The organism is Parasphingorhabdus sp., assembly GCF_048269915.1.
Taxonomy (GTDB): domain Bacteria; phylum Pseudomonadota; class Alphaproteobacteria; order Sphingomonadales; family Sphingomonadaceae; genus Parasphingorhabdus.
Genome location: NZ_JBLWTY010000002.1, coordinates 1 through 22,018, shown reverse-complemented (window position 1 = coordinate 22,018; position 22,018 = coordinate 1). Strand labels below are relative to the sequence as shown.

General features: G+C 56.3%; 19 protein-coding genes. 8 read left to right on the top strand and 11 right to left on the bottom strand.

Annotated elements, in window-relative coordinates; genetic code table 11:
- Window positions 1-142 precede the first annotated feature (142 nt).
- Entirely contained in the window at window positions 143-1,291 is a 1,149-nt protein-coding gene (locus tag ACN0WX_RS05110) for an acyl-CoA dehydrogenase family protein (protein ID WP_417621224.1), read from the top strand.
- Window positions 1,291-2,118, top strand: coding sequence for an FAS1-like dehydratase domain-containing protein (locus tag ACN0WX_RS05105; protein WP_417621223.1), 828 nt, complete (start codon window positions 1,291-1,293; stop codon window positions 2,116-2,118). The genes ACN0WX_RS05110 and ACN0WX_RS05105 overlap by 1 nt, the downstream gene beginning before the upstream one ends.
- Before the next feature lie 83 nt (window positions 2,119-2,201).
- Here the strand turns inward: ACN0WX_RS05105 and katG are convergent, their stop codons facing one another.
- From katG to ACN0WX_RS05075, 6 genes are all read right to left on the bottom strand, one after another.
- Window positions 2,202-4,439 carry a catalase/peroxidase HPI gene (katG, locus tag ACN0WX_RS05100; protein WP_417621222.1) on the bottom strand — a complete coding sequence of 746 codons (2,238 nt, stop codon included), beginning with the start codon at window positions 4,437-4,439 and terminating at the stop codon, window positions 2,202-2,204.
- Between the two features lie 1,566 nt (window positions 4,440-6,005).
- Entirely contained in the window at window positions 6,006-6,692 is a 687-nt protein-coding gene (locus ACN0WX_RS05095; protein WP_417621221.1) for a DUF4197 domain-containing protein, read from the bottom strand.
- A gap of 111 nt (window positions 6,693-6,803) precedes the next feature.
- Window positions 6,804-7,334: a hypothetical protein gene (locus ACN0WX_RS05090; protein ID WP_417621220.1), complete on the bottom strand. Its 531-nt coding sequence runs from the start codon at window positions 7,332-7,334 to the stop codon at window positions 6,804-6,806.
- Between the two features lie 70 nt (window positions 7,335-7,404).
- Window positions 7,405-8,196, bottom strand: coding sequence for an SDR family oxidoreductase (locus tag ACN0WX_RS05085; protein ID WP_417621219.1), 792 nt, complete (start codon window positions 8,194-8,196; stop codon window positions 7,405-7,407).
- Between the two features lie 12 nt (window positions 8,197-8,208).
- Window positions 8,209-9,345, bottom strand: a complete 1,137-nt coding sequence (locus ACN0WX_RS05080; RefSeq protein ID WP_417621218.1) for an acyl-CoA dehydrogenase family protein — start codon at window positions 9,343-9,345, stop codon at window positions 8,209-8,211.
- Window positions 9,346-9,430: 85 nt separating this feature from the next.
- Window positions 9,431-10,624 (bottom strand): acyl-CoA dehydrogenase family protein, encoded by a 1,194-nt coding sequence (locus ACN0WX_RS05075; RefSeq protein WP_417621217.1) that lies wholly within the window; start codon window positions 10,622-10,624, stop codon window positions 9,431-9,433.
- Between the two features lie 232 nt (window positions 10,625-10,856).
- Between ACN0WX_RS05075 and ACN0WX_RS05070 the strand changes: the two genes are divergently transcribed.
- From ACN0WX_RS05070 to ACN0WX_RS05045, 6 genes are all read left to right on the top strand, one after another.
- On the top strand, window positions 10,857-11,693 hold the full coding sequence (locus tag ACN0WX_RS05070) for an SDR family NAD(P)-dependent oxidoreductase (protein ID WP_417621215.1): 837 nt from the start codon (window positions 10,857-10,859) through the stop codon (window positions 11,691-11,693).
- On the top strand, window positions 11,693-13,120 hold the full coding sequence (locus tag ACN0WX_RS05065) for an MFS transporter (protein WP_417621856.1): 1,428 nt from the start codon (window positions 11,693-11,695) through the stop codon (window positions 13,118-13,120). The genes ACN0WX_RS05070 and ACN0WX_RS05065 overlap by 1 nt, the downstream gene beginning before the upstream one ends.
- Window positions 13,121-13,235: 115 nt before the next feature.
- Entirely contained in the window at window positions 13,236-14,537 is a 1,302-nt protein-coding gene (locus ACN0WX_RS05060) for an acyl-CoA dehydrogenase family protein (protein WP_417621214.1), read from the top strand.
- Window positions 14,538-14,552: 15 nt separating this feature from the next.
- Window positions 14,553-15,638 carry a Zn-dependent alcohol dehydrogenase gene (locus ACN0WX_RS05055; RefSeq protein ID WP_417621213.1) on the top strand — a complete coding sequence of 362 codons (1,086 nt, stop codon included), beginning with the start codon at window positions 14,553-14,555 and terminating at the stop codon, window positions 15,636-15,638.
- Window positions 15,639-15,654: 16 nt separating this feature from the next.
- On the top strand, window positions 15,655-16,716 hold the full coding sequence (locus tag ACN0WX_RS05050) for a phosphotransferase family protein (RefSeq protein ID WP_417621212.1): 1,062 nt from the start codon (window positions 15,655-15,657) through the stop codon (window positions 16,714-16,716).
- Window position 16,717: 1 nt separating this feature from the next.
- The gene (locus ACN0WX_RS05045; RefSeq protein ID WP_417621211.1) at window positions 16,718-17,509 is read left to right on the top strand and encodes an SDR family NAD(P)-dependent oxidoreductase; all 792 of its coding nucleotides are present in this window, start codon (window positions 16,718-16,720) and stop codon (window positions 17,507-17,509) included.
- Here ACN0WX_RS05045 and ACN0WX_RS05040 read toward each other — a convergent pair.
- The 5 genes from ACN0WX_RS05040 to ACN0WX_RS05020 form a co-directional block, all read right to left on the bottom strand.
- Window positions 17,506-18,129, bottom strand: a complete 624-nt coding sequence (locus ACN0WX_RS05040; RefSeq protein WP_417621210.1) for a hypothetical protein — start codon at window positions 18,127-18,129, stop codon at window positions 17,506-17,508. The two genes, ACN0WX_RS05045 and ACN0WX_RS05040, sit on opposite strands and share 4 nt — an antisense overlap.
- 121 nt (window positions 18,130-18,250) lie before the next feature.
- Window positions 18,251-18,790, bottom strand: a complete 540-nt coding sequence (locus tag ACN0WX_RS05035; protein ID WP_417621209.1) for a hypothetical protein — start codon at window positions 18,788-18,790, stop codon at window positions 18,251-18,253.
- 222 nt (window positions 18,791-19,012) lie between these two features.
- Entirely contained in the window at window positions 19,013-21,157 is a 2,145-nt protein-coding gene (locus tag ACN0WX_RS05030; protein WP_417621208.1) for a prolyl oligopeptidase family serine peptidase, read from the bottom strand.
- An 85-nt stretch (window positions 21,158-21,242) separates the two neighbouring features.
- The gene (gene rplQ / locus ACN0WX_RS05025) at window positions 21,243-21,665 is read right to left on the bottom strand and encodes a 50S ribosomal protein L17 (protein ID WP_417621207.1); all 423 of its coding nucleotides are present in this window, start codon (window positions 21,663-21,665) and stop codon (window positions 21,243-21,245) included.
- Between the two features lie 79 nt (window positions 21,666-21,744).
- Window positions 21,745-22,018 (bottom strand): DNA-directed RNA polymerase subunit alpha C-terminal domain-containing protein (locus tag ACN0WX_RS05020; RefSeq protein WP_417621206.1); only part of this gene is annotated, 274 nt, incomplete at its 5' end.

The window sequence follows — 22,018 nt, the reverse complement described above, 5'->3', positions numbered from 1 at the left end:
CGTCATTCGCAAGGCAGACCGCATAATTTCATCGAACCAATCCATATGCCTGTCGCGTCGCTTGTCAAAGCTCTCCTGATTGGCAGTTGATCTTCCTACCCAGATCGTTTCAATGACATGTTCACAGGGAGAACCCGAATTGATGCAGGATTACACCTCTATCCGCGAGGAAGTTGTCAAGCTTTGCCAGAAATTTCCCGGTGAATATTGGCGGACACGGGACAAGGCGCGTGAATATCCGACCGATTTTGTCACCGCTCTCGGCAGCGCGGGATATCTTGCGGCACTGATCCCGGAAGAATATGGCGGCGCCGGCCTGCCGATTTCAGCGGCTGCCGCAATATTGGAAGAAATCCAGGCGCAGGGCTGCAACGGCGGCGCGGTGCACGCGCAAATGTATATCATGGGCACGGTCTTGCGGCACGGATCGGAAGAACAGAAATCCCACTATCTGCCGAAGATTGCCACCGGTGAATTGCGCCTGCAGGCCTTTGGCGTGACCGAACCGACCAGCGGTACCGACACACTGGCGCTGAAGACTTTCGCCAAGCGGGACGGCGATGACTATGTCATCAATGGCCAGAAATTATGGACCAGCCGCGCCGAGCATAGCGACCTGATGCTGTTGCTGGCGCGCACCACACCGCGCGATCAGGCGAGCAAACGCACCGATGGCCTGTCGGTTTTTCTCGTCGACATGAACGCGGCGCTGGGCAACGGCCTCACCATCCGCCCGATCGAGACAATGATGAACCACAGCACCACCGAGCTGTTTTTTGACAATATGCGGGTGCCCGCCACCAATCTGATCGGCGAGGAAGGCAATGGCTTTCGCTATATATTGTCGGGCATGAATGCCGAGCGGCTGCTGATCGCGGCAGAATGTATTGGCGACGCCAAATGGTTTATCGAAAAGGCGACCGCCTATGCCAAGGAACGGGTCCTGTTCGACCGGCCCATCGGCCAGAATCAGGGTGTGCAATTCCCGATCGCCCGCGCCTATGCGCAGATGCGTGCTGCGGAACTGCTGGTCCATGAAGGCCTGCGCAAATATGAAGCGGGCGAAAATTGCGGCGAGGAAGCCAATATGGCCAAGATGCTCGCCGCCGAGGCGAGCTGGGCCGCGGGAGAAGCCTGCGTCCAGACGTATGGCGGATTTGGTTTCGCCGCCGAATATGATGTCGAGCGCAAATTCCGCGAAACCCGGCTTTATCAGGTCGCCCCGATCAGCACCAATATGATCCTCTCCTATGTCGCCGAACATGTGCTGGGCCTGCCGAGGAGCTATTGATGACCGGCTGGGCAGACTGGATCGGCAAGAGCGAGACGCGCCACGACACCATAACCCCGGGCCTGCTGCAACGCTATTGCGCGACTATCGACCGGCCGGTCACTGACGATGTTCCGCAGGGGCTGCACTGGTGCCTCTGCCTGCCCGATGCACCGACGGCACAGCTGGCGGAGGACGGCCATCCGGCAAAAGGCGGCTTCCTGCCGCCCATCCCCCTGCCCCGCCGCATGTGGGCGTCGAGCAGCGTCTCTTTCGACCATCCGCTGCAGCCGGGTGATGCTATATCGCGCGTGTCGACCGTCGTCAGCATTGAAGAAAAGTCAGGCAAGTCGGGCAATCTGGTATTTGTCGCTGTCGATCATGAAACGCGCGTGGGCGCACAGGTGGCAATCAGGGAACGGCAAAATATCGTCTATCGGGAACCGGGGACAACGGCAGCACCGGCCAGCCCGACCAGCACCGCTGTGCCGGACCTTCGGGGCTGGGACTGGCAGCAGAGGATCGTCCCCTCGGAAACCTTGCTGTTCCGCTATTCAGCGCTGACATTCAACAGTCACCGCGTCCATTATGATCGCCCCTATGCGATGCAGGAAGAAGGCTATCCCGGACTTGTCGTTCAAGGCCCGCTGATGGCGACATTGTTGCTGAACCTTGCGGCAAGGGAATTCGGCCCTAACCAGCTCGCAAGCTTTTCCTTCCGGGGACATTGCCCGGCATTCGTCAATGCCGCCATTTATCTGGTGGGCAAACAGGAGGGCGAGAATATCACACTCGCCGTTCTCGGCAATGACAGCGAGGAAATCATGGCTGCTCGGGCGACGATCTAGCCTCACCTACAGTAAACCGGATGCAAAAAGCCCGGCGGCTGCGGAACACGCGGCCACCGGGCTTTCCATTTTTCAAACACGGCCTAGAAACGGTCGGCGTTCATCACCTTGGTCCAGGCTGCGGCGAAGTCGTCGGCAAACATCTGGCCGGCATCATCCGAAGCATAAACTTCCGAAACAGCACGCAATTCCGAGTTCGATCCGAAAATCAGATCAACCGGGGTTGCGGTCCAGACCAGCTTGCCCGTGTCGCGATCGCGACCCTCGTACAATCCCATATCGGCGCCCGACTTCGACCATTTGGTTTTCATGTCGAGCAGATTGACGAAAAAGTCGTTGCTCAGTTGACCCGGATTAGCGGTGAACACGCCGTTGGACGACTTGCCCGCATTGGCATTCAGCGTCCGCAGCCCGCCGACCAGCACCGTCATTTCCGGAACCGTCAGGTTGAGCGCATCGGCTTTGTCCACCAGTGCCGCCGCTGGCGCCAGATCGGCACCGGAGGCATAATAGTTGCGAAAGCCGTCCGCCTTGGGCTCGAGATAGGCGAAAGATGCCGCGTCGGTCTGTTCCTGCGAGGCATCCACCCGTCCGGGTGTGAACGGCAGACTGACCTTGTGGCCAGCCTTGTCCGCCGCCTGTTCAACCGCAGCATTGCCGCCCAGCACGATCAGGTCCGCGAGCGAAACCTGCTTGCCGCCCTTGGCCTTCTGGTTGAAATCCTTCTGGATTGTTTCCAGCTTGCCGAGCACTTTGGTCAGCTCCGCCTGGTCGTTGACCGCCCAGCCGCGTTGCGGTTCCAGCCGCAGCCGCGCACCATTGGCCCCTCCGCGCATATCGCTGCCACGGAAGGTCGAAGCCGAGGCCCAGGCCGTCCGAACCAGTTCTGATGTGGACAGGCCGGAAGCCAGGATTTTCGACTTGAGCTGCGCTACATCCGTATCGCCGATCATCGCATGATCAGCAGCCGGCAGCGGATCCTGCCAGATGAAGCTCTGGCTCGGCGTATCGGCACCAAGGTAGCGAGCCGACGGGCCGAGATCACGGTGGGTCAGCTTGAACCATGCGCGAGCAAAGGCCGCTGCAAATTCATCGGGATTTTTATGCCAATGTTCAGCAATCTTGCGGAAGCCGGGATCTTCCTTGACCGCAATATCGGTGGTGAACATGATCGGCGCATGGGTTTTGCCCGGAATATGGGCATCAGGAACCATGTTTGCAGCATTTGGATCGCTCGGGATCCACTGCGTTGCACCGGCCGGGCTCTTGACCTTGACCCACTCGAAACCAAACAGATTGTCGAGATATTGGTTGGTAAAGGCGATCGGATTAGCCGACCACGCACCTTCCAGACCACTGGTAATCGTATCTTCGGCATTGCCCTTGCCACATTTATTCGCCCAGCCCAGGCCCTGGCTTTCAACACCGGCTGCGGATGGCTCCGCACCCATGCATTCATCGGGCTTGTGCGCACCGTGCGCCTTGCCGAACGTGTGACCACCGGCGATCAATGCGAGCGTTTCCTCGTCGTTCATTGCCATATTGCCGAAAGCACGGCGGATATCAGCCGCCGCCGACAGCGGATCATGATTGCCGTTCGGACCTTCCGGATTGACATAGATCAGACCCATTTGCGTCGCAGCAAGCGAGCCCTTGAGATTGCCCTTGCCGTCGCGGCGGTTGTCGGCGAGCATCTTCGCCTCGGGGCCCCAGAACACCAAATCGGGCTGCCAGGCGTCAACACGACCGCCAGCAAAGCCGATGGTCTTGAAACCCATATCCTCAAGCGACACGTTACCGGTCAGCACCATCAGGTCACCCCAGGACAGCTTGCGGCCATATTTTTGCTTGATGGGCCAGACCAGACGGCGCGCCTTGTCGAGACTGACATTGTCGGGCCAGGAGTTGAGCGGCTCAAACCGCTGCTCTCCGCCGTCCGAGCCACCGCGCCCGTCGCCGACGCGATAGGTGCCAGCGCTGTGCCAGGCCATACGAATGAAAAATGGCCCATAGTGACCATAATCAGCTGGCCACCAATCCTGCGAAGTGGTCAGAACCTTGCGAATGTCCTCCTTGACCGCATTAAGGTCGAGTGTCGCAAATTCGGCGGCATAGTCAAAATCGGCACCGTAGGGATTGGACTGCGCCTCATGCTGGCGGAGCGCCGCCAGATCAAGGCTTTGCGGCCACCAGTCCTTGTTGGACATTGCTCCCGGCGGGTCTTGAACAACCGTTTTCTGGGCCTGGGCCGGGCTTGCAAGCATAACCGGCGTCATGGACGCTGCCAGTAATGCGAACAGCGAAACTTGTGACTTGAACATCTTTCTCTCCTTCTTCTTCCACGAACTATGCGCAAACTCTAGGCTCACTTGACGGGATGACGAAACCAGTAAATTTCCTGAGTGTAATCGAACATATCGATTAACTTCGCGACCGAGGCGTTCGGGAGCGATCGTTGGAATTCCGAAATATAGAAGAAGGGTTGGCAGGGCTGCTTATCCTGCAAACAGCATACCCGGGCCGGGAAAAGCGATCACTGAAATCAACAAGACACAACAAAAGAAGCTCGGCGGTCGGGTCGCAATAACCGCCGAACTTCTCCTGGATACCCTAAAAGGGCTTGGTCCAGCATCGGAATCGAGCGAAATGCCAAGCTCTATCAAATCGATGCTGTAAAATCTTGTTAACTGAGTCTTTGTGAGCGCCCTGTGATAATGATCACTGGTCAATGAAAAATTAACTTAAATTCATCAGCTCGGCCCGCCGAGATTTGGCGGACGCCAGCTTGATTGTCCGTGCTCCCTCAACCGCACACAAACCGTATGCCATGCTCGGGCCTTCGGATTCCGCTCTCGAATCGTACCTTTTACAGCGTGCCATTCCTCATGGCCCGAGACGAGCAGCGTTGATCAGGCCGGCGAGTGATCCGTGCTGCTGATATCATTCATTTCGCTGATCATTTCGCCTGTGCGATTTCCGCAACGGCTCAAAAAAAAAACGGGAGCTTACCCGAAGATAAGCTCCCGCTGCGCCTCTGTTGGGGCTACTGTCCTCTTGCGATTCCAGCTGCCGCTTGTTCGGCGTCCGGTTTCCGGTCCGGCTACGTTAATGGTTAGTGGTTTTCCACGTTTCCGCTTGCGCTTCCTCGCTTCGGTTCCCAACCCGTACCTGGTCCAGTCACCTGATGATCTTCGTCCGTCTGATCCGTTCGGGCTTGCGCCTTCCCTTCTCGGTCTTTCTCCGATCATCCGCCGAGAGATCATTTTCCTTTTCTTGCGAAAAACAAACTGGCCGTCTCGACCATCTTCCAGTTCCTGTTCGTTCCTGCGGGTCATTGCTGACTGGTCGCTGGATCGTCCGTTTCCCTTCCGATGACCGATATATGACTCTCAACATCGAGTCGCACCTAATGGAAATTGGCAAGTTATCCACAGCACTTGCACTAAGTGGTGGAAAACTCCTGCCAAGGCGGTGGATAAGATCTGGAAAGCGGTTGTTCGCGGAATTTGCGAAGAATTTGTCCGCTGGTCCGGCCTTTCACTCGGGAGGGGGAGGTGAAAGAACCGGACCGTTGGACCAACCCCGGCGCCTAGTTCGGGAGGAGGATGCAGCAGCCGGGATTGTAACTTTTTGCCTCAGACCTGAACCGTCGAGAGCAACAAAATGCTGCTAACGGAAAAGGCGGCGATAATATTGAAAAGCGTTCTCATGGATTTTCTCCTTATTCCAACGCCAATCAAACATCTCTGTTCCTGCGTAACTTATGGACTGGAAGTGGGCGTAAAAGGATTGGGTTTCAATTGAAAACGGAGATCAACTTATTGCATGTTTTGCAACTTGCAAATTGATTTCCTGCCATGCAACGTGGCTTTTCGACATTGAAATTACTAGAAAATACCCTTGAGCAGCTTCTTGCCCTTGTCGAGCGGATTGCGCCTGAAATTCGCCTCTTCCCTGCCAATATAGGTGAAAATGCCATCCATGGCTTGGTCCGTGACACTGTCGGTCAGGCCGTCTCGGGAAAAATCGGCACCGCCCAGGCGGGCCAGCGAGGAGATTGATCCCAACTTTTCGACTTGCTCATAGGCTCCCAGATCGCCGAGAGCCTTTTCCACCAGCGGACGGATTTTGATTGCGAGTTCTTCACCCGACGTGCGCCGGAGATAATCGGAGCCAGCCGTTTTCCCGCCGGTGGCAATGCCAACACCATCCTGCAGGGTCAGATTGTCGATCGCCGAGCGAAACACGGGCTTGGCTTCCAGAGCCGCCCTGCCCGCCGCATCATTCAGTGTTTTCGTGATATCCTTCGTCAGGCCGGCCTTGCTGGTGAATCGCAAAATGCTGGTCGCCTTCTGCAGCGGACCGGGAAGCAACACACGGACCGCCTTGTCTGCGTAAAAAGCTCCCGGCTCGGACAGCTTGTCGAGCGCATTGTCGGAAGCGTCACCCAATATACCCTTCACACCCGTGCTTTGTGCCGCAGCTGGTGTAGCGGCAAGGGGTATCAACGCCAACGGGGCCGTTGCAAGGGCGATGGTGGCAAATATTTGACCAGAGGATTTTCCGTGACGCATGATCATTTCTCCTGAATTGTTTCAGGTGATCATAGCATAATCCGTTGGCTTACCCCTGAACAACCTGTTCGATTAGGGTAAAATCCTGCAAACTAGCGTAGTTTTCCGGCATTATTTCCTTTCGGAAAATTCCAATTTGCCCTTCGCTTCTTCCGCCGAGTGCGCGGTCAACACCAACGAAAACGGGTCCCCTTCATCAGTTGTGCCGGACAATTTCGTTCCATCTCGTACAACTTCAAAACCATTGCCGGTCAGTTGCGTTTCATACCAATCAGCCAGCTTGTCGGCATCGAGGGGAGCCTTGAAGCTGATTTGTACTTTACCACCCTGGTCATCCTTGTCCTGGATATCGAAGCTGGTCACCCGACTGCCGGGATAGAGGTCGACATTGTTCATGTCGAAGTCATCACTGTTGAGCGTAATCGATGGCAAATCGACTTCCATCGAAAAACCGTCAGCCTTGATCGAGAATTTGCTGTCTTCTCCGCCACCGCCGATTTTGATTTTCTCGTCGTCCGACTTGTCTTCTTCGCTGAAGTCGATCGACAAGCCCCCGCTCTCACCGGAGCCATTTTCGACCTTGCTGCAAGCCGACAGGGCGAGCGGCAAAGCGGCCAGTAAAATCAGATTATTTTTGGACATGCGAGTTCTCCAGACTGTATTGCTCGATTAATACAGTCTGGAGCCTATCGCGTCAAGCGGCAAACCGGAATTAGCCGTCGATCGAAGCCCCGGGATTAGACGCATTGACGATACCGCCATCGACAGGAATGGTCGTACCGACGACATAATCCCCGGCGGAACTGGCAAGGAACACCGCTGCTGACGCCATATCCTCGGGCCGACCGATGCGTTTCGCAGGAATGCCCTTTTCCACAGCATCTTCGTGATCGCGGGCCGCCTTGTTCATGGTCGAGGCGAAGGCACCGGGAGCGATGCCCGTCATGATGATATCCTCCTGCACCAGCTTGGACGCCATTTTGCGGGTCAGGTGAATGACCGCAGCCTTGGAGGCCTGATAGCTGTAGGTCTCCCACGGATTGACCTTCATGCCGTCGATCGACGCGATGTTGATGACCTTGGCCGGCTGCTCGAAGCTGGCGGCAGCCTTCAATTGCGGATGCAGGGCCTGGGTCAGAAAGAACAGGCCTTTGACATTGGTGTCCATGACCTTGTCCCAGCCGGCTTCCGGGAAAGAGAGATATTCCTCGCCCCAGGCGACACCGGCATTGTTCACGAGAATATCGAGCTTCTCTTCGCGGGACGCAATTTCTGCAGCCAGTGCCTTGCAGCCTTCATAAGTTGAAATATCGCCCTGAATATAGGTGCAATTATCACCAAATTCCGCGGCGGCCGCCTCGCCCTGATCCGCCTTGCGCCCGGAAATATAGACTTTTGCGCCCTGCGCCAGGAAGCCTTCGGTGATCATCGCACCAATACCACGCTGGCCGCCGGTTACGAGTGCGACACGACCTTCGAGAGAGAAAAGTTTGTTAAAATCCATCATCATTATCCTTTAATAGCCGTGCATTTCAGCAACGAGATTGGTGTGATAATTAGCATCACCCATGAATTCCTGCAGCGCACGATCACGCTTCATATAGAGGCCGATATCATATTCGTCGGTCATGCCAACGCCGCCGTGCATCTGGACGCCTTCCTTGACCGAAAGCGCCGTGGCTTTCCCGGCCTTGGCCTTGGCCACCGACACCATCAGCTCTGCTTTGGATGATCCTTCATCGAGCATCTGCTGGGCTTTCAATACGGTCGCCCGTGCAATTTCCATCTCGCTATAAAGATGGGACATGCGGTGTTGCAGCGCCTGGAACGAACCGATCAGCGTGCCGAACTGGCTTCTGCCCTTGATATAATCGACCGTGATATCCATCGCACCGGCACCCACGCCCAATGTTTCGGCAGCCGCACCCGAACGACCAGCGTTGAGCAAGCGACGCAGGACGGCATCCCCTTCGTCAACCTCGCCGATGACTGCGTCGGCATCAACCGTCACGCCGTCAAATTGCACATGCGCTGCCATCGCGCTATCCACCAGCCGCGCGCTGCCTCGCGACACGCCTGCTGCATCGGCATCGACCGCGAAAAGGGTTAGCCCTTTGTCGTCCCCGGCGGCGCCGCTGGTCCGCGCCGCAACGATCAGCATATCCGCCGAACCGCCCTGCACGACAAATTGCTTCTTGCCGTCGAGCTTGAAACCATTGCCTTCGCGGGTCGCCGCCATGCTGATCTGGTCGGGACGGTGTTTCGCGCCTTCATCAATCGCCAGCGCCAGAACCGTTTCACCGGCGATAATGCCGGGAAAATATTTGTCGCGCAAAGCCTTGCCGCCCGCGTTGAGCGCTTCCACGCCGGCAACCGCGGTTGTCAGGAAAGGCGAAGGGGTCAGATTGCGGCCGATTTCCTCCAGCACCACGCCTGCTTCGACATGGCCGAGCCCGAGCCCGCCTTCTTCCTCGCCGATCAATATGCCGGTAAAGCCCATCTCCGCGAATTGTTTCCAAAGCGCGTGCGAGAAACCATCCTTGCACTGTTTGTCGCGAAACTCGCGAAGGTGCGAAACCGGCGCCTCGCCTTTCATAAATTCGGCGGCGCTGTCGTGCAGCATCTGCTGATCTTCGTTCAAATATAACGGCATTATCTAGTCCTTGTTAAATTCTTGGCGCGATGAGCACCAGCATGGCATGCATTTCAGATCGGCGCAGGATCGTGCGCCGGTCCTGCTAGGCGCCCGGCAGGCGCAAAATCTGTTTGGAAATTACGTTGAGCATCACTTCACTGGTACCGCCCTCGATGCTGTTGGCCTTGGTCCGCAGCCAGTCGCGCGCGGTCAGGCCACCGTTGCTGGCATCGCTTTCCCATTCCAGCACATCGCTGCCACCCGCAGACATGATCAGTTCGTGGCGGCTTTTGTTCAACTCCGTACCGGCATATTTCATCATATTGGGCTGCGCAGGGTGACAGAGACCGGCCTTAAACGTATCGCCGAACCGTTCCGCCATTGCACGAAAAGCAAGAAGCTCGATATCCATGTCCGCCAGTTGAGCCCGCAGCATCGGATCATCGAGACGGCCCATTTCGTCCCGACCGATCTGGTCTGCGAATTTTGCGCCCAGTGAACCACCGGCCGACCCGCCCTGCCCGGAAATCATACTGCGTTCGTGGCCGAGCAGATATTTGGCCACGTCCCAGCCCTTGTTGACTTCATAGACAACCGAGGACACGCCATCGCCGTAGGTCTTGGGCACTTTCACATCATCGAAAAATGTTTCGCAGAAAGCCGAAGCACCGGAGATCAGTTCGATCGGCTTGGTCGTGACACCTTCACTTGCCATGTCGAAAAGCATGAAGGTAATACCCTTGTGCTTTTCATTCTTGTCGGTCCGGGTCAGGCAGAAAATCCAGTCAGCCTTGTCGGCATAGCTGGTCCAGATCTTCTGGCCGTTGACCAGAAAATGATCGCCCTGATCGACGGCGCTGGTTTGCAGCGAGGCGAGATCGGAACCGGAACCGGGTTCGGAATAGCCCTGACACCAGCGGACTTCCCCGCGCGCAATCGGCGGCAGGAAATGCTTTTTCTGGTCTTCGGTACCAAAATGCAGCAGCGCGGGGCCAAGCATCCAGATGCCGAAACTCGACAAGGGCGAGCGGCATTTCAGCCGCGCCATTTCCTGACCGAGGATTTTCGCTTCGGCGCGTGACAATCCGCCACCGCCATATTCTTTTGGCCAGTCGGGCACCGTCCAGCCTTTGGCAGCCATGATATCCAGCCATTCTTTTTGACCCGGCTTGAATGTCGGATTGCGTCCACCCCAACAGGCATCGCTTTCGTCAACCATGGGTTCGCGCATCTCCGGCGGACAATTGGCTTCGAGCCATGCGGCGGTCTCCGCCCGGAATGTTTCAAGATCGGACATCACGAATTTCCTTTTAATTGATTAATTAAAGTTGGACTATCATAATTGCGTTGATTGATTCAATGATTCCCTTGGCATGACGCCGAAAAAAAATCGGGGAATCTGACAGAAAGTTTTTCCACGACCAACCGGTCATTTGAATTCCGTAACGGAAACAAGCTCGGCCAGCATAAGCGATTGACGCTCCACAGCATCACCGCTTTAATGTGACAAAAAAAGGGAACGCAAGAGGATGCGATTTAAGGGCAAAACCGCGGTAATAACCGGCGGGTCATCGGGTATCGGGCGCAGCAGCGTCGAACTTTTTCTACGTGAGGGTGCCACCGTTATAATGGGCGACATCGATGATGCGGAAGGCACCGCGATGATGTCAGCAATGGGCGACGGCTTTCTGTTCCGGAAATGCGATGTCACACAGGAAAGCGACGTCAAGGCGCTGATGGACTATGCTGCCGAGGAAACCGGAGGCATTGATATCTTGTTTAACAATGCCGGTGCCGGCGGGCCCCGTGATGCCATAGACGAGATCAGCGGCGATGACTGGGACTTTGCCATGGCATTATTGCTCAAATCCGTTGCGATGGGTATTCGCCACGCCGCCCCTCATCTCAAGCAGCGTGGTGGTGGAGCAATCGTCAATACAGCGTCTATCTGTGCATTTCAGGCAGGCTACGGCCCTATTGCCTATTCCACTGCCAAAGCCGGAGTATTGCACCTGTCCAAGGTCGCGGCTGCCGAGCTTGCGCGATATAATATCCGGGTGAATGCAATATGCCCCGGGTTCATCCAGACCAATATTTTCTCGTCATCGGTCGGTGCCAACAAAGAGGAAGCCCAAGAGATAAATGCGGTTCTCGGTCAGGCGGCCGCCAATGCGCAGCCCGTTGCCCGTCCCGGAGTTCCCAGTGATATTGCCGAAGCGGCGGCCTATCTGGCGTCCGATGCGGCAGGCTTTGTCACCGGCACCCATTTGCTCGTTGACGGCGGCATGCTCGTCGGCACACCGGGCAGCTGGAACCCCGAAATACCCGGCATGCTCGATATGATCTTGCCGGAGCATTTGCGTTGATGGTGATTTCGGACAAGCTACCGCTCAAGACCAAGATTCTATACGGCTTTGGGGCCTCCGCCTATGGGATAAAGGATAACGGTTTTTCTGTTTTTCTGCTTTATTATTACAATCAGGTCATCGGCATGCGAGCCGATATCGTCAGTCTGGCGATTGCAATTGCATTGTTCGTTGATGCATTCATTGACCCCCTGATCGGCCAGATGACGGATCGGACCAGAACCCCGATCGGTCGTCGTCATCCATGGTTATATGGCGCGGCCATTCCTATCGCGGTCGCATGGTTGCTCTTGTGGCATCCACCCGAGGCCAGCGCCACGCTACAATTTTTCTATCTTCTGGCGATGGCAATGCTGGTTCGGATCACATTGTCTGCCTATGAGGTTCCCTCGCTCGCGCTGCTTCCGGAACTCAGCCGGGATTATCATGATCGCACCAGCACGTTGCGCTATCGTACCTTGTTCGGCTGGGCGAGTGGTCTCGGCATCATGGTTCTCGCCTATGGCGCTTTGCTTGTACCGAATGAAAAATATCCCGTCGGACTGCTCAACGTCGATGGCTATTCGGCCTTTGCCATCACTGGCGCCTGCATCATGGCGATTTCCGTTCTGGTGTCGGCGCTCAGCACACATAAGCGGATGGTGGAGCGATACAAGGCAGAGAGCGCGCAAACGAAAACTGCGGAAGGTTTTTCGGAAATGCTGTCCGCCTTCCGGTATTCACCTTTTCTTTTATTGATGTTCGCCGGCGTTTTCGCGTTTACCAACCAGGGACTGACATTTGCGATGACGCCGTATCTTCTGACTCATGTATGGGAATTTGGTTCAGCGGAAATGACACTCTATTCTGCCGTTCTCTTCATCGGCGTCATTCTGGCATTTTTACTGGTCACTCCCATTTCCAAGCGGACCGGCAAACCCAGGGGAGCCGCTTTGTTGACGCTGTTTGCAGTGATAACAGGCACTGCGCCCTACTGGCTGCGTATGATCGATCTTTTTCCGCAACCCGGTTCAGCCTATCTCATTCCCAGTCTGTTCGTCTTTATCGTCATGGGAATTGCGGCCAGCATCTCTGCGATGATCCTGACCATGTCGATGATGGCCGATGTTGCAGATGCCTATGCATTTGAAGTTGGCAAGCGTACGGAAGGCCTGTTCTCATCCGGCATGTGGTTCATGCAAAAAATGGTCGGTGGCATGGGGATCTTGCTATCTGGCCTGATTATCTCCTTCATCCAGTTGCCCGCGCAGGCGGTGCCCGGCAGCGTTGATCCTGAGATTGTCGACAATCTGTCACTGATATTCGTGTCAATAGTGACCGTGATTGGTCTTGCCGGAACATGGGCCTACACTCTGTTTCCGCTGAGCGAGCGGGATCATGGCGAGCGGATATCGAAGCTGGCTGCGGCAATGCCGGCAGTGAAATGAAGATGATAGAATGAAAAACTGCTCCGGGTGGACGCTTTCGCTGTGGCAAAGCGGCGCTGCCTCTGATAAGTTAATCGCATAGTTAAATTATAAGAACTAAGAAAAGGACTTGGGCATGGATTTTGATCTCACCGAAAAGCAGGAATATTGGCGCAACCGGGTGCGCGATCATATCGAGACTCACCTTCGACCCCGCATGGCTGATTTCCATGCAGAAGAATCAACCGGCGAACGCTGGAAGGTTCTGCAAGTGGTCGAGGAAGAAAAGAAGAAAGCCAAGGAAGCCGGCATCTGGAACCTGTTCATGCCCCCTTCCAACCCGAACCTGCCGCATATTGACGATACGTTTGAATTCGAAGGCCCCGGCCTGACCAACCTCGAATATGCGCTTTGCGCTGAAGAGATGGGCCGGGTCGGCTTCGCCTCGGAAGTGTTCAATTGCTCGGCACCCGACACCGGCAATATGGAAGTGTTCCACCGCTACGGCACTTTGGAACAGAAAGAGCAATATCTGCGCCCGCTGATGAACGGCGAAATTCGCTCCGCTTTCTTGATGACCGAGCCAGCCGTTGCATCCTCCGACGCGACCAATATCGAAACCGCCATTGTCCGCGATGGCGACGAATATGTTATCAACGGCCGCAAATGGTGGTCCTCGGGCCTCGGCGACCCGCGCTGCAAAATCGCAATCGTCATGGGCAAGACCACGTTCGAGGGCAGCCGCTATACGCAGCAGTCGCAGATTCTCATGCCAACCGATGCGCCCGGCGTTAACGTCATCCGCCACCTGCCGGTCTTCGGCTATGACGATGCACCGCACGGCCATATGGAAGTCGAAATGAAGGACGTCCGCGTTCCTGCGGCCAACATCATCCTCGGCGAAGGCCGCGGCTTTGAAATTGCCCAGGGTCGCCTCGGTCCCGGTCGTATCCATCACTGCATGCGGACCATTGGTGTCGCCGAAGAAGCGCTGGAGAAAATGGTCAAGCGCCTGCAATCACGCATCGCATTCGGCAAACGCATTTCCGAACATAGCGTCTGGGATGAGCGCGTCGCTCGTGCCCGCATCGATATCGACATGAGCCGCCTGCTCTGCCTGAAAGCGGCGGACATGATGGACAAGGTCGGCAACAAATATGCCAAGGCGGAAATTGCCATGATCAAGGTTCAGGCTCCGACGATGGCGCTCAAAATCATTGATGACGCGATCCAGGCGCATGGCGGCGGCGGTGTTAGTGATGACTATGGCCTCGCCAGTGCCTATGCCCATCAACGGACCCTGCGTCTCGCCGATGGTCCCGATGAAGTCCACAATCGCACGATCGCCAAGATGGAATATGGCAAATATGCCGAAACCGCCGAAGGCAGCAAAATGAAAGAGGATTTCTCCTCGGGTGATCTTGCCGTCACACGCTAAAGGGAGGCGATGGCCATGAAAGCCGCTGTTCTGGTTGAGGCGGGCAAACCGCTCGAAATAGAAGATGTCGTAATCGCCAAGCCGGGACCGCATGAAGTGCTGATCCGAACGGCGGCCTGTGGGCTGTGCCATTCGGATCTGCATTTCATCAACGGCAGCTATCCGTATGAGCTGCCCGCGATTCCGGGGCATGAAGCGGCGGGTATTGTCGAGGCGATTGGCAGCGAGGTTCGCACCGTCGCGGTCGGCGATGCCGTGGTTTCCTGCCTGTCGGCCTATTGCGGCCACTGCGAGTTTTGCGTGTCTGGCCGGATGTCCTTGTGTCTCGGCGCGGACACGCGACGCGCGCCCGAGGAGCCCCCGCGCATCACCCGGCCAGATGGCACGGCCGTCGGACAGATGCTCAATCTCTCTGCTTTTGCCGAGCAGATGCTGATTCACGAACATGCCTGCGTACGGATCAATCCCGACATGCCGCTGGATCGCGCTGCTGTTATCGGCTGCGCCGTAACCACGGGTGCAGGTACCATTTTCAATGCCTGCAAGGTCACGCCGGGTGAAACCGTAGCGGTTGTCGGCTGTGGCGGGGTTGGTCTCGCCACCATCAATGCAGCAAAAATTGCCGGCGCCGGACGCATTATCGCCGCGGACCCGATTGCCGAAAAACGCGAACTGGCTATCAAATTGGGCGCCACTGACGTGATTGACGCAATGGCGGAAGATGCAGCCGAACAAATTGTCGAAATGACGGCAGGCGGCGTCGATCACGCGATTGAGGCCGTTGGGCGTCCCGCGTCCGGCGATCTCGCGGTCGGGTCGCTCAAGCGCGGCGGCACCGCAACCATACTCGGGATGATGCCGCTCGACCACAAGGTCGGGCTGGGCGCGATGGATCTGCTCTCCGGCAAGAAATTGCAGGGCGTGCTGATGGGGTCCAACCGTTTCCCGGTGGATATTCCCCGTCTGGTCGACTTTTATCTGCGCGGATTACTGGATTTGGATAGTATTGTCGCCGAAACGATCCCGCTAGAGCGGATCAACGACGGCTTTGAGAAAATGGAAAAAGGTGATGCGGCGCGGTCCGTGATCACCTTCGGATAAAGGAAGAGGGACTTCCATGAACCCACAGGTTGATATGGTCGGCACAATGGACGTGCCGGAAAAGGACAAACTGGATGAAGCGAGCCTGACGCGCTGGATGGAGGCCAATGTCGAGGGCTTCACCGGACCGATCAGCCTGAGCAAATTCAAGGGCGGCCAGTCAAACCCCACCTACAAGATAGACACGCCGACCACTTCTTACGTTCTGCGCAAGAAACCATTCGGCAAATTGCTGCCATCGGCCCATGCGGTTGATCGCGAGTTTCGGGTAATTGCGGGCCTCTATCCCACCGGATTTCCGGTCGCCAAACCTTATGGCCTGTGCGAGGATGACAGTGTCATCGGCACGATGTTCTACGTCATGGGCATGGCCGATGGCCGGACCTTGTGGGATGGCGCCCTGCCCGACAGCGATCCGCAGGAACGCAAGGCAATCTATCACGAGATGATCGACACGCTCGCCCTGCTCCACAGCTACGACCCGGCCGAACTCGGTCTGGAGAAGCACGGCAAGCCCGGCAATTATTGCGAACGTCAGATTTCTCGCTGGACGCAACAATATCGACTGTCCGAGCTTCAGGAAATTCCGGAAATGGACCAGCTGATCGAGTGGCTGACCAAGACCATCCCCGAGCAGAAAAGCTTTGGCATTGTCCATGGTGACTACCGGCTGGACAATATGATCTTCGCCCATGACGAGCCCAAGGTCATCGCGGTACTCGACTGGGAACTCTCGACGCTCGGCGATCCGATTGCGGATTTCGCTTACTGGCTGATGGCCTATGAAATGGAGCCGGAAGGCCGCAGCGGGTTGAAAGGCATCGACCTCGCCGCGCTGGGCATTCCCACACGGGAAGAAGCCATTGCTCGCTATTGCGAGAAATCGGGCATGAAAGAGCTGCCGCCGATGGATTGGTATCTCGCCTATAATTTGTTCCGCATTGCTGCTATCCTGCAGGGCATTCAAAAACGGGTTGCCGACGGTACAGCCAATAGTGCCGCAGCTGCCGAAATGTCTGACCGGGTGACACCCTTGGCGCGAGCAGGGTGGGAAGCGGCCAAGCGCGCAGGAGCCTAATATGGATCTCAAGGATAAAGTCGCCATTGTCACCGGAGCCGGTAGCGGCATCGGACGGGCTTCCGCCCTTCTTTTCGCCCAGCATGGGGCAAAGGTCATTGCCAGCGATGTCACCGACGAGGTGGAGGAAACCGCCAAAGGTTCCGATGGCAATATCATCGCGATCAAGGCCGATGCCGGATCCGAAGGCGATGTTGAAATGCTCGTGGACGCGGCGGAACAGCGCTTTGGCGATCTGCATGTTTTCTTTGCCAACGCCGGTATCGGTGGTGGCTTTGAAGGGATTTTCGACAGCAGCGTCGCTGAATGGCAGGAAGTTTTGCGCGTCAACCTGATCGGACCTTTTCTGGCCTGCAAATATGCCGGCAAGGTGATTGCCGAAAGCAAACATGGTGGCTCGATCATCTGCACCGCGAGCGTCGCCGGCATCCGTTCCGGCGCGGGTGGCCCCGCCTATTCGGCATCCAAGGCCGGTGTAATCAATCTGGTGAAAGTTGCATCGCAGCAATTTGCGACGTCCAACGTCCGCTGCAACGCCATCTGTCCGGGCATCACCGAAACCGGCATGACACAGTTTATTTATGACAAGGCGCGCGAGAAGGGGAAGGAAGACCGCTTGGGCTATCTCAACCCGCTGCGCCGTGGTGCGGCGCCGATAGAGATGGCAGAAGTCGCCCTCTTCCTTGCCTCCGACCGCTCATCCTACGTCAACGGACAAGCGATTGCGGTTGATGGCGGACTGAGTGCATCGCACCCGGTCACACGTCAGGATTTTGGCCGGACAGCGGTCTAGTTCGCAAAGGCGAGGTCGCCGTCCCCGATTTGCACGAAATCGACGCGGCCTTGGGTCGCGCCGCAGAGAAATGTACGCTGGTCACTGTTGGATAGTTCACCTTCGACCCGCCAGCCGTCGCCATCACGGGCCACCGACTGGACGACGGACACACGGGCATCACGCCCCGCTTGCCGTTCAGCGGCATCAGAACAGGCGTTGATCGCAGCTTCCATATCGCCGGTTCCCCGGTCATAACCCCGATCATCGCGCCGGTCATCATAGCGCTGATTTTCGTAGCGGGAGTTCTTGCTGCGATAATCGCGGTCGTTATAGCGACGATCACGATTGCTATTTGACGCCGCGCTCGCAATCGCGGCAATGCCACCGATTACCAGGATGCCGGCGAGAATATCGCCGCCGTCAATCCGGTCGCGATGGCGACGATGTCCGCGATATCCACGATAGCTGCGCCAGCCTGCTGCCTTGTCGCTGTCTGCATTCCAGCCGAGCGAAGCCTTATCGATCATAGGAGCGGGAGCCATGCCCGGATGGATCGGTGCTGCAATCGCTGGCGATACACCGGCAAAAATCAACGCGGTGGAAGCTGCAAGAGCGGAAATTCGTGTCAGCATAGTCATGTCAGATACCCCTGTTTGATACGGATTCCATAGCCCGAAAACCGTATTTACCTTCAACATAAACGGCCCAGCCTGTCACCAGGCTGAACCATTTTTCAGTCATCAGAGAGGTGCGAACTCTCTAGCGCCGGGCATAGTTTAGGCCGCTGAACCGAACGTCGCTCACCCGGTTGCCTTCGACATAGCAAGTAAACTTGCCTTGATCGGAATATCGGTTTCGCTGATAGCGACCGCGTCCCTGTTCGACCAGAATCTTACCCTTGACACGATAGCCGTAGCGCGTCCGGTCGACATCGCGGATATCGGTTACGCTGGCTCGTCCACGGCGCGTAGCCTGATATTCGGCGGCGCGGACACATTGGTTCACGGCCTGCCGCTGACCGATCTGGCGATAGCCATTACTATAGCGCGTATCGTTGTAACGGCCGTGGTTGTAACGGTCATTATACCGGTCACCACGATAGCTGGTATTACGATAGCTTCGGTCCTTGTTGCTGGAACTCGCGATCGCGGCAATCGCGCCGACAATCGCGACGCCGGCAATGACCTCACCGGCACTCGGGCCGTTATGGCGGCCGTCCTTTGCCATTGCAGGGGTTGCAGAAACAGCCATTGCAGCAGCAGCAGCGGTTCCGACAAGAGCTTTGTTTAACTTGTTCATGTCCACTTTCCTTTCACACTGCCCGAAACCATTTCCCGAGCTTGCAAAGCTCTTCTAGGGGATTTGCTTTGAGTGAAGGCTGAACTGGCCTGACAGCAGTCGTTCATCTTTATGGCCATTTATATGAACGAATAAAATCCACCAAGATCGACGCGACGCCTGCTTATATCCGCACGCTGTCGCAATCGCAGTGCGACAAATATATGGTCACGCAGATCGGGCCTATTTTGCCAGTTCAAGCCCGATAGCATGTGCCAGAAAGGCATAAATATCCGAATATTCTTCGATCAGCTTGTCGGTCGGCTTGCCGCTGCCATGGCCGGCCCGGGTCTCGATACGGATTAGATGGGGCTCGTCGCCCGTATTCAAGGCCTGCAACCGGGCCGTATATTTGAAGCTATGACCAGGGACGACCCGATCATCGGTATCCGCCGTCGATACGATCAACGCAGGATAATCAATCCCGTCTGTCAGATTATGATAAGGAGAATAGGCGAGCAACGTCTGGAAATCCTCTTCCTTGTTCGGATAGCCATAATCATCGACCCAATAGCGCCCGGCGGTAAACCGGTCGAACCGGAGCATATCCATCACGCCGACGGCGGCATGGCCAGCCGTAAAAAGGTCGGGTCGCTGGTTGGTGACGGCACCGACCAGCAGCCCGCCGTTGGAACGCCCTTCGATCGCGAGGCCGTGTTCCGGCGTAATGCCTTCGGAAATCAAATATTCACCGGCGGCGATAAAATCATCGAAAACATTCTGCTTGTTCTGCAAGCGACCGCCATCGTGCCATTCCTTGCCATATTCGCCGCCGCCACGCAGATTGGCGGAGGCAAATACGCCACCGGCCTTGATCCACGCCATCCACGCCGGCTTATATTGCGGCAATACCGAGATATTGAACCCGCCATAACCGTAGAGCAGCGTCGGTGCACCCTGCGACAAGTCCTGGCCTTTCATATGTACCAGAAACATCGGAATGCGGGTGCCGTCCTTGCTCTTGTAGAATCGCTGGGTCACAGCAACGGCCTCGGGGTCAAAGGGCAAAGATGGCTTGGCCCAGATCATCGGTGGGGATTTTCCATCATAGCGGAAAATAGTGGTCGGTCGGTTGAAGCTGGCAAATGCGAAGAAGCCGCTGTCGCTCTTCATCGAACCGCTCAGACTTTGCACCTGCCCGAGACCGGGCAGATCTAGCGTCCCCTGCGCCTTGCCATCGAGATCAAACAGCGAGAGCTGGCTGTTTGCATCGGCCAGATAGCTGACAACCAATGTCTTTCCGACAATCATCGCACCACGAATAACCGCTTCATCTTCCGGAACCAGTTCGGTAAACTCGGGCTGGTCCGCGCCGATATCGGTCTTGACCACACGCAGACGCGGCGCGTCCTTGTTGGTCACAAAATAAAGCGTATCGCCAACGCCATCGATCAGTTGCCAGTCATTGTCAAAACCACGCACCAGTTTGCGCGTTTCCAGCTTTGGCGCATCGACCTTGACCAGAGTGATTTCATAGCGTTCATCGGTGCCGGAGGATGAAGTGATCACCACCCATTCCTTGTCCGAGGTTAGTTCCGCCGTATGGTTGAGTTCCGGCTGATCGGGAGTGGCGTAGACTTTCGTATCCTTCGCCTGATCCGCGCCAATGAGGTGCAGATAGACCGCATGGTTCGCGTTCAACGATTGAAAGGCCGCACCTTCGTCCGGTTCCGGAAAGCGGGAATAGAGAATTCCGACATTATTCGGCATCCATGCAAGATCGGTGAACTTTGCCCACTCAATCGTATCCGGCCGGACCTCTCCCGTTGTCACATCCAGAATCTTCAGCGTCCGCCAGTCGGACCCGCCATCCTGAATCGCATAGACCAGAAGGCTGCCATCACCGGAAGGCTTCCATTCGGCGAGCGCCGTTGCTCCATCTTCTGACCAGCCAGCCGGATCAATCAGCATCCGTTCCTCGCCGTCGATACCGTCGCGGACATAAAGCACTGCCTGATTCTGGCCACCGCTTTTGCGCTCGTAGAAATATTTGCCACCAGCCTCGACCGGAATACCCAGGTCATCATAATCGAACAGCTGTTCCATAGATTGCGCCAGGACCTCGCGCCCTTCCAGCTTTTCGAGATAGGCATCGGTGACCGCATTTTGCGCCTTCACCCATTCCGCCACCTCGCTATCCTCGCGAACGTCATTTTCCAGCCAGCGATAAGGGTCGGAAATATATTCGCCAAATTGTTCTTCGACCACATCAACGGTCCTGGTTTCCGGATAGGTCAGCGGATTGTCCTTGTTTTCATGATGGTCGGCCAAAGCGGGAGAAGTGGCAGCCAATCCAGTGGCCAATGTTAAAATGGTGAGAAAGCGCATATCTACCCCGGCAAAAGAAAAGAGGCCGCAAGCTTATCGCTCACGGCCTCTCATATCAAATGAAACTGTATCGTGGATGAAGGACTTACGCCTCTTCGTATTCATCCCCGGCATTCTGGTCCGGTCCGCTATCCTGACCCTTGGCATCTTCGTCCCGGTCAACCAGTTCGATCACGGCCATCGGTGCCGCGTCGGAGCTACGGAAACCGGCCCGAATGATCCGGGTATAACCGCCATTGCGATCGCTGTAACGTTCGGAAAGAACCTCGAAAAGTTTCTTTTCCTGGGTTTCGTCCATCAAACGCGCATGCGCAAGACGACGATTGGACAGGCCGCCTCTTTTGCCCAGCGTGATCAGTTTTTCGACATAGGGACGCAGTTCCTTTGCCTTCGGCAAAGTGGTCTGAATCTGTTCGTGCTTGATCAGTGCCGCAGACAGGTTCTTCAGGAGAGCCTGACGGTGAGCACCGGTCCGCTGCATGCGGCGGCCCTTCATTCTATGACGCATATTCTATACTCCGTTCGTTATGGGGCCGTTCCAGGTACCCCGTAGCAGGCGGTGATTAAGGCCACCGCCCAAAACCTGGTTAGCCGAGCAGTTCTTGTTCGAGCTTCTTGGCCATTTCTTCAATATTTTCAGGCGGCCATCCGGGGATGTCCATGCCGAGACGCAGCCCCATGCTTGAGAGCACTTCCTTGATTTCGTTCAAGGACTTGCGGCCGAAGTTCGGGGTACGCAGCATTTCGGCTTCGGTCTTCTGCACGAGATCGCCAATATAGATGATATTGTCGTTCTTGAGGCAGTTGGCGGAGCGGACGCTGAGTTCCAGTTCGTCGACCTTCTTGAGAAGATAGCGGTTG

Coding starts and splice junctions, on each gene's coding strand:
- ACN0WX_RS05110 (WP_417621224.1), top strand. CDS start 143: ATGCAGGATTACACCTCTATCCGCGAGGAAGTTGTCAAGCTTTGCCAG.
- ACN0WX_RS05105 (WP_417621223.1), top strand. CDS start 1,291: ATGACCGGCTGGGCAGACTGGATCGGCAAGAGCGAGACGCGCCACGAC.
- katG (WP_417621222.1), bottom strand. CDS start 4,439: ATGTTCAAGTCACAAGTTTCGCTGTTCGCATTACTGGCAGCGTCCATG.
- ACN0WX_RS05095 (WP_417621221.1), bottom strand. CDS start 6,692: ATGCGTCACGGAAAATCCTCTGGTCAAATATTTGCCACCATCGCCCTT.
- ACN0WX_RS05090 (WP_417621220.1), bottom strand. CDS start 7,334: ATGTCCAAAAATAATCTGATTTTACTGGCCGCTTTGCCGCTCGCCCTG.
- ACN0WX_RS05085 (WP_417621219.1), bottom strand. CDS start 8,196: ATGGATTTTAACAAACTTTTCTCTCTCGAAGGTCGTGTCGCACTCGTA.
- ACN0WX_RS05080 (WP_417621218.1), bottom strand. CDS start 9,345: ATGCCGTTATATTTGAACGAAGATCAGCAGATGCTGCACGACAGCGCC.
- ACN0WX_RS05075 (WP_417621217.1), bottom strand. CDS start 10,624: ATGTCCGATCTTGAAACATTCCGGGCGGAGACCGCCGCATGGCTCGAA.
- ACN0WX_RS05070 (WP_417621215.1), top strand. CDS start 10,857: ATGCGATTTAAGGGCAAAACCGCGGTAATAACCGGCGGGTCATCGGGT.
- ACN0WX_RS05065 (WP_417621856.1), top strand. CDS start 11,693: ATGGTGATTTCGGACAAGCTACCGCTCAAGACCAAGATTCTATACGGC.
- ACN0WX_RS05060 (WP_417621214.1), top strand. CDS start 13,236: ATGGATTTTGATCTCACCGAAAAGCAGGAATATTGGCGCAACCGGGTG.
- ACN0WX_RS05055 (WP_417621213.1), top strand. CDS start 14,553: ATGAAAGCCGCTGTTCTGGTTGAGGCGGGCAAACCGCTCGAAATAGAA.
- ACN0WX_RS05050 (WP_417621212.1), top strand. CDS start 15,655: ATGAACCCACAGGTTGATATGGTCGGCACAATGGACGTGCCGGAAAAG.
- ACN0WX_RS05045 (WP_417621211.1), top strand. CDS start 16,718: ATGGATCTCAAGGATAAAGTCGCCATTGTCACCGGAGCCGGTAGCGGC.
- ACN0WX_RS05040 (WP_417621210.1), bottom strand. CDS start 18,129: ATGACTATGCTGACACGAATTTCCGCTCTTGCAGCTTCCACCGCGTTG.
- ACN0WX_RS05035 (WP_417621209.1), bottom strand. CDS start 18,790: ATGAACAAGTTAAACAAAGCTCTTGTCGGAACCGCTGCTGCTGCTGCA.
- ACN0WX_RS05030 (WP_417621208.1), bottom strand. CDS start 21,157: ATGCGCTTTCTCACCATTTTAACATTGGCCACTGGATTGGCTGCCACT.
- rplQ (WP_417621207.1), bottom strand. CDS start 21,665: ATGCGTCATAGAATGAAGGGCCGCCGCATGCAGCGGACCGGTGCTCAC.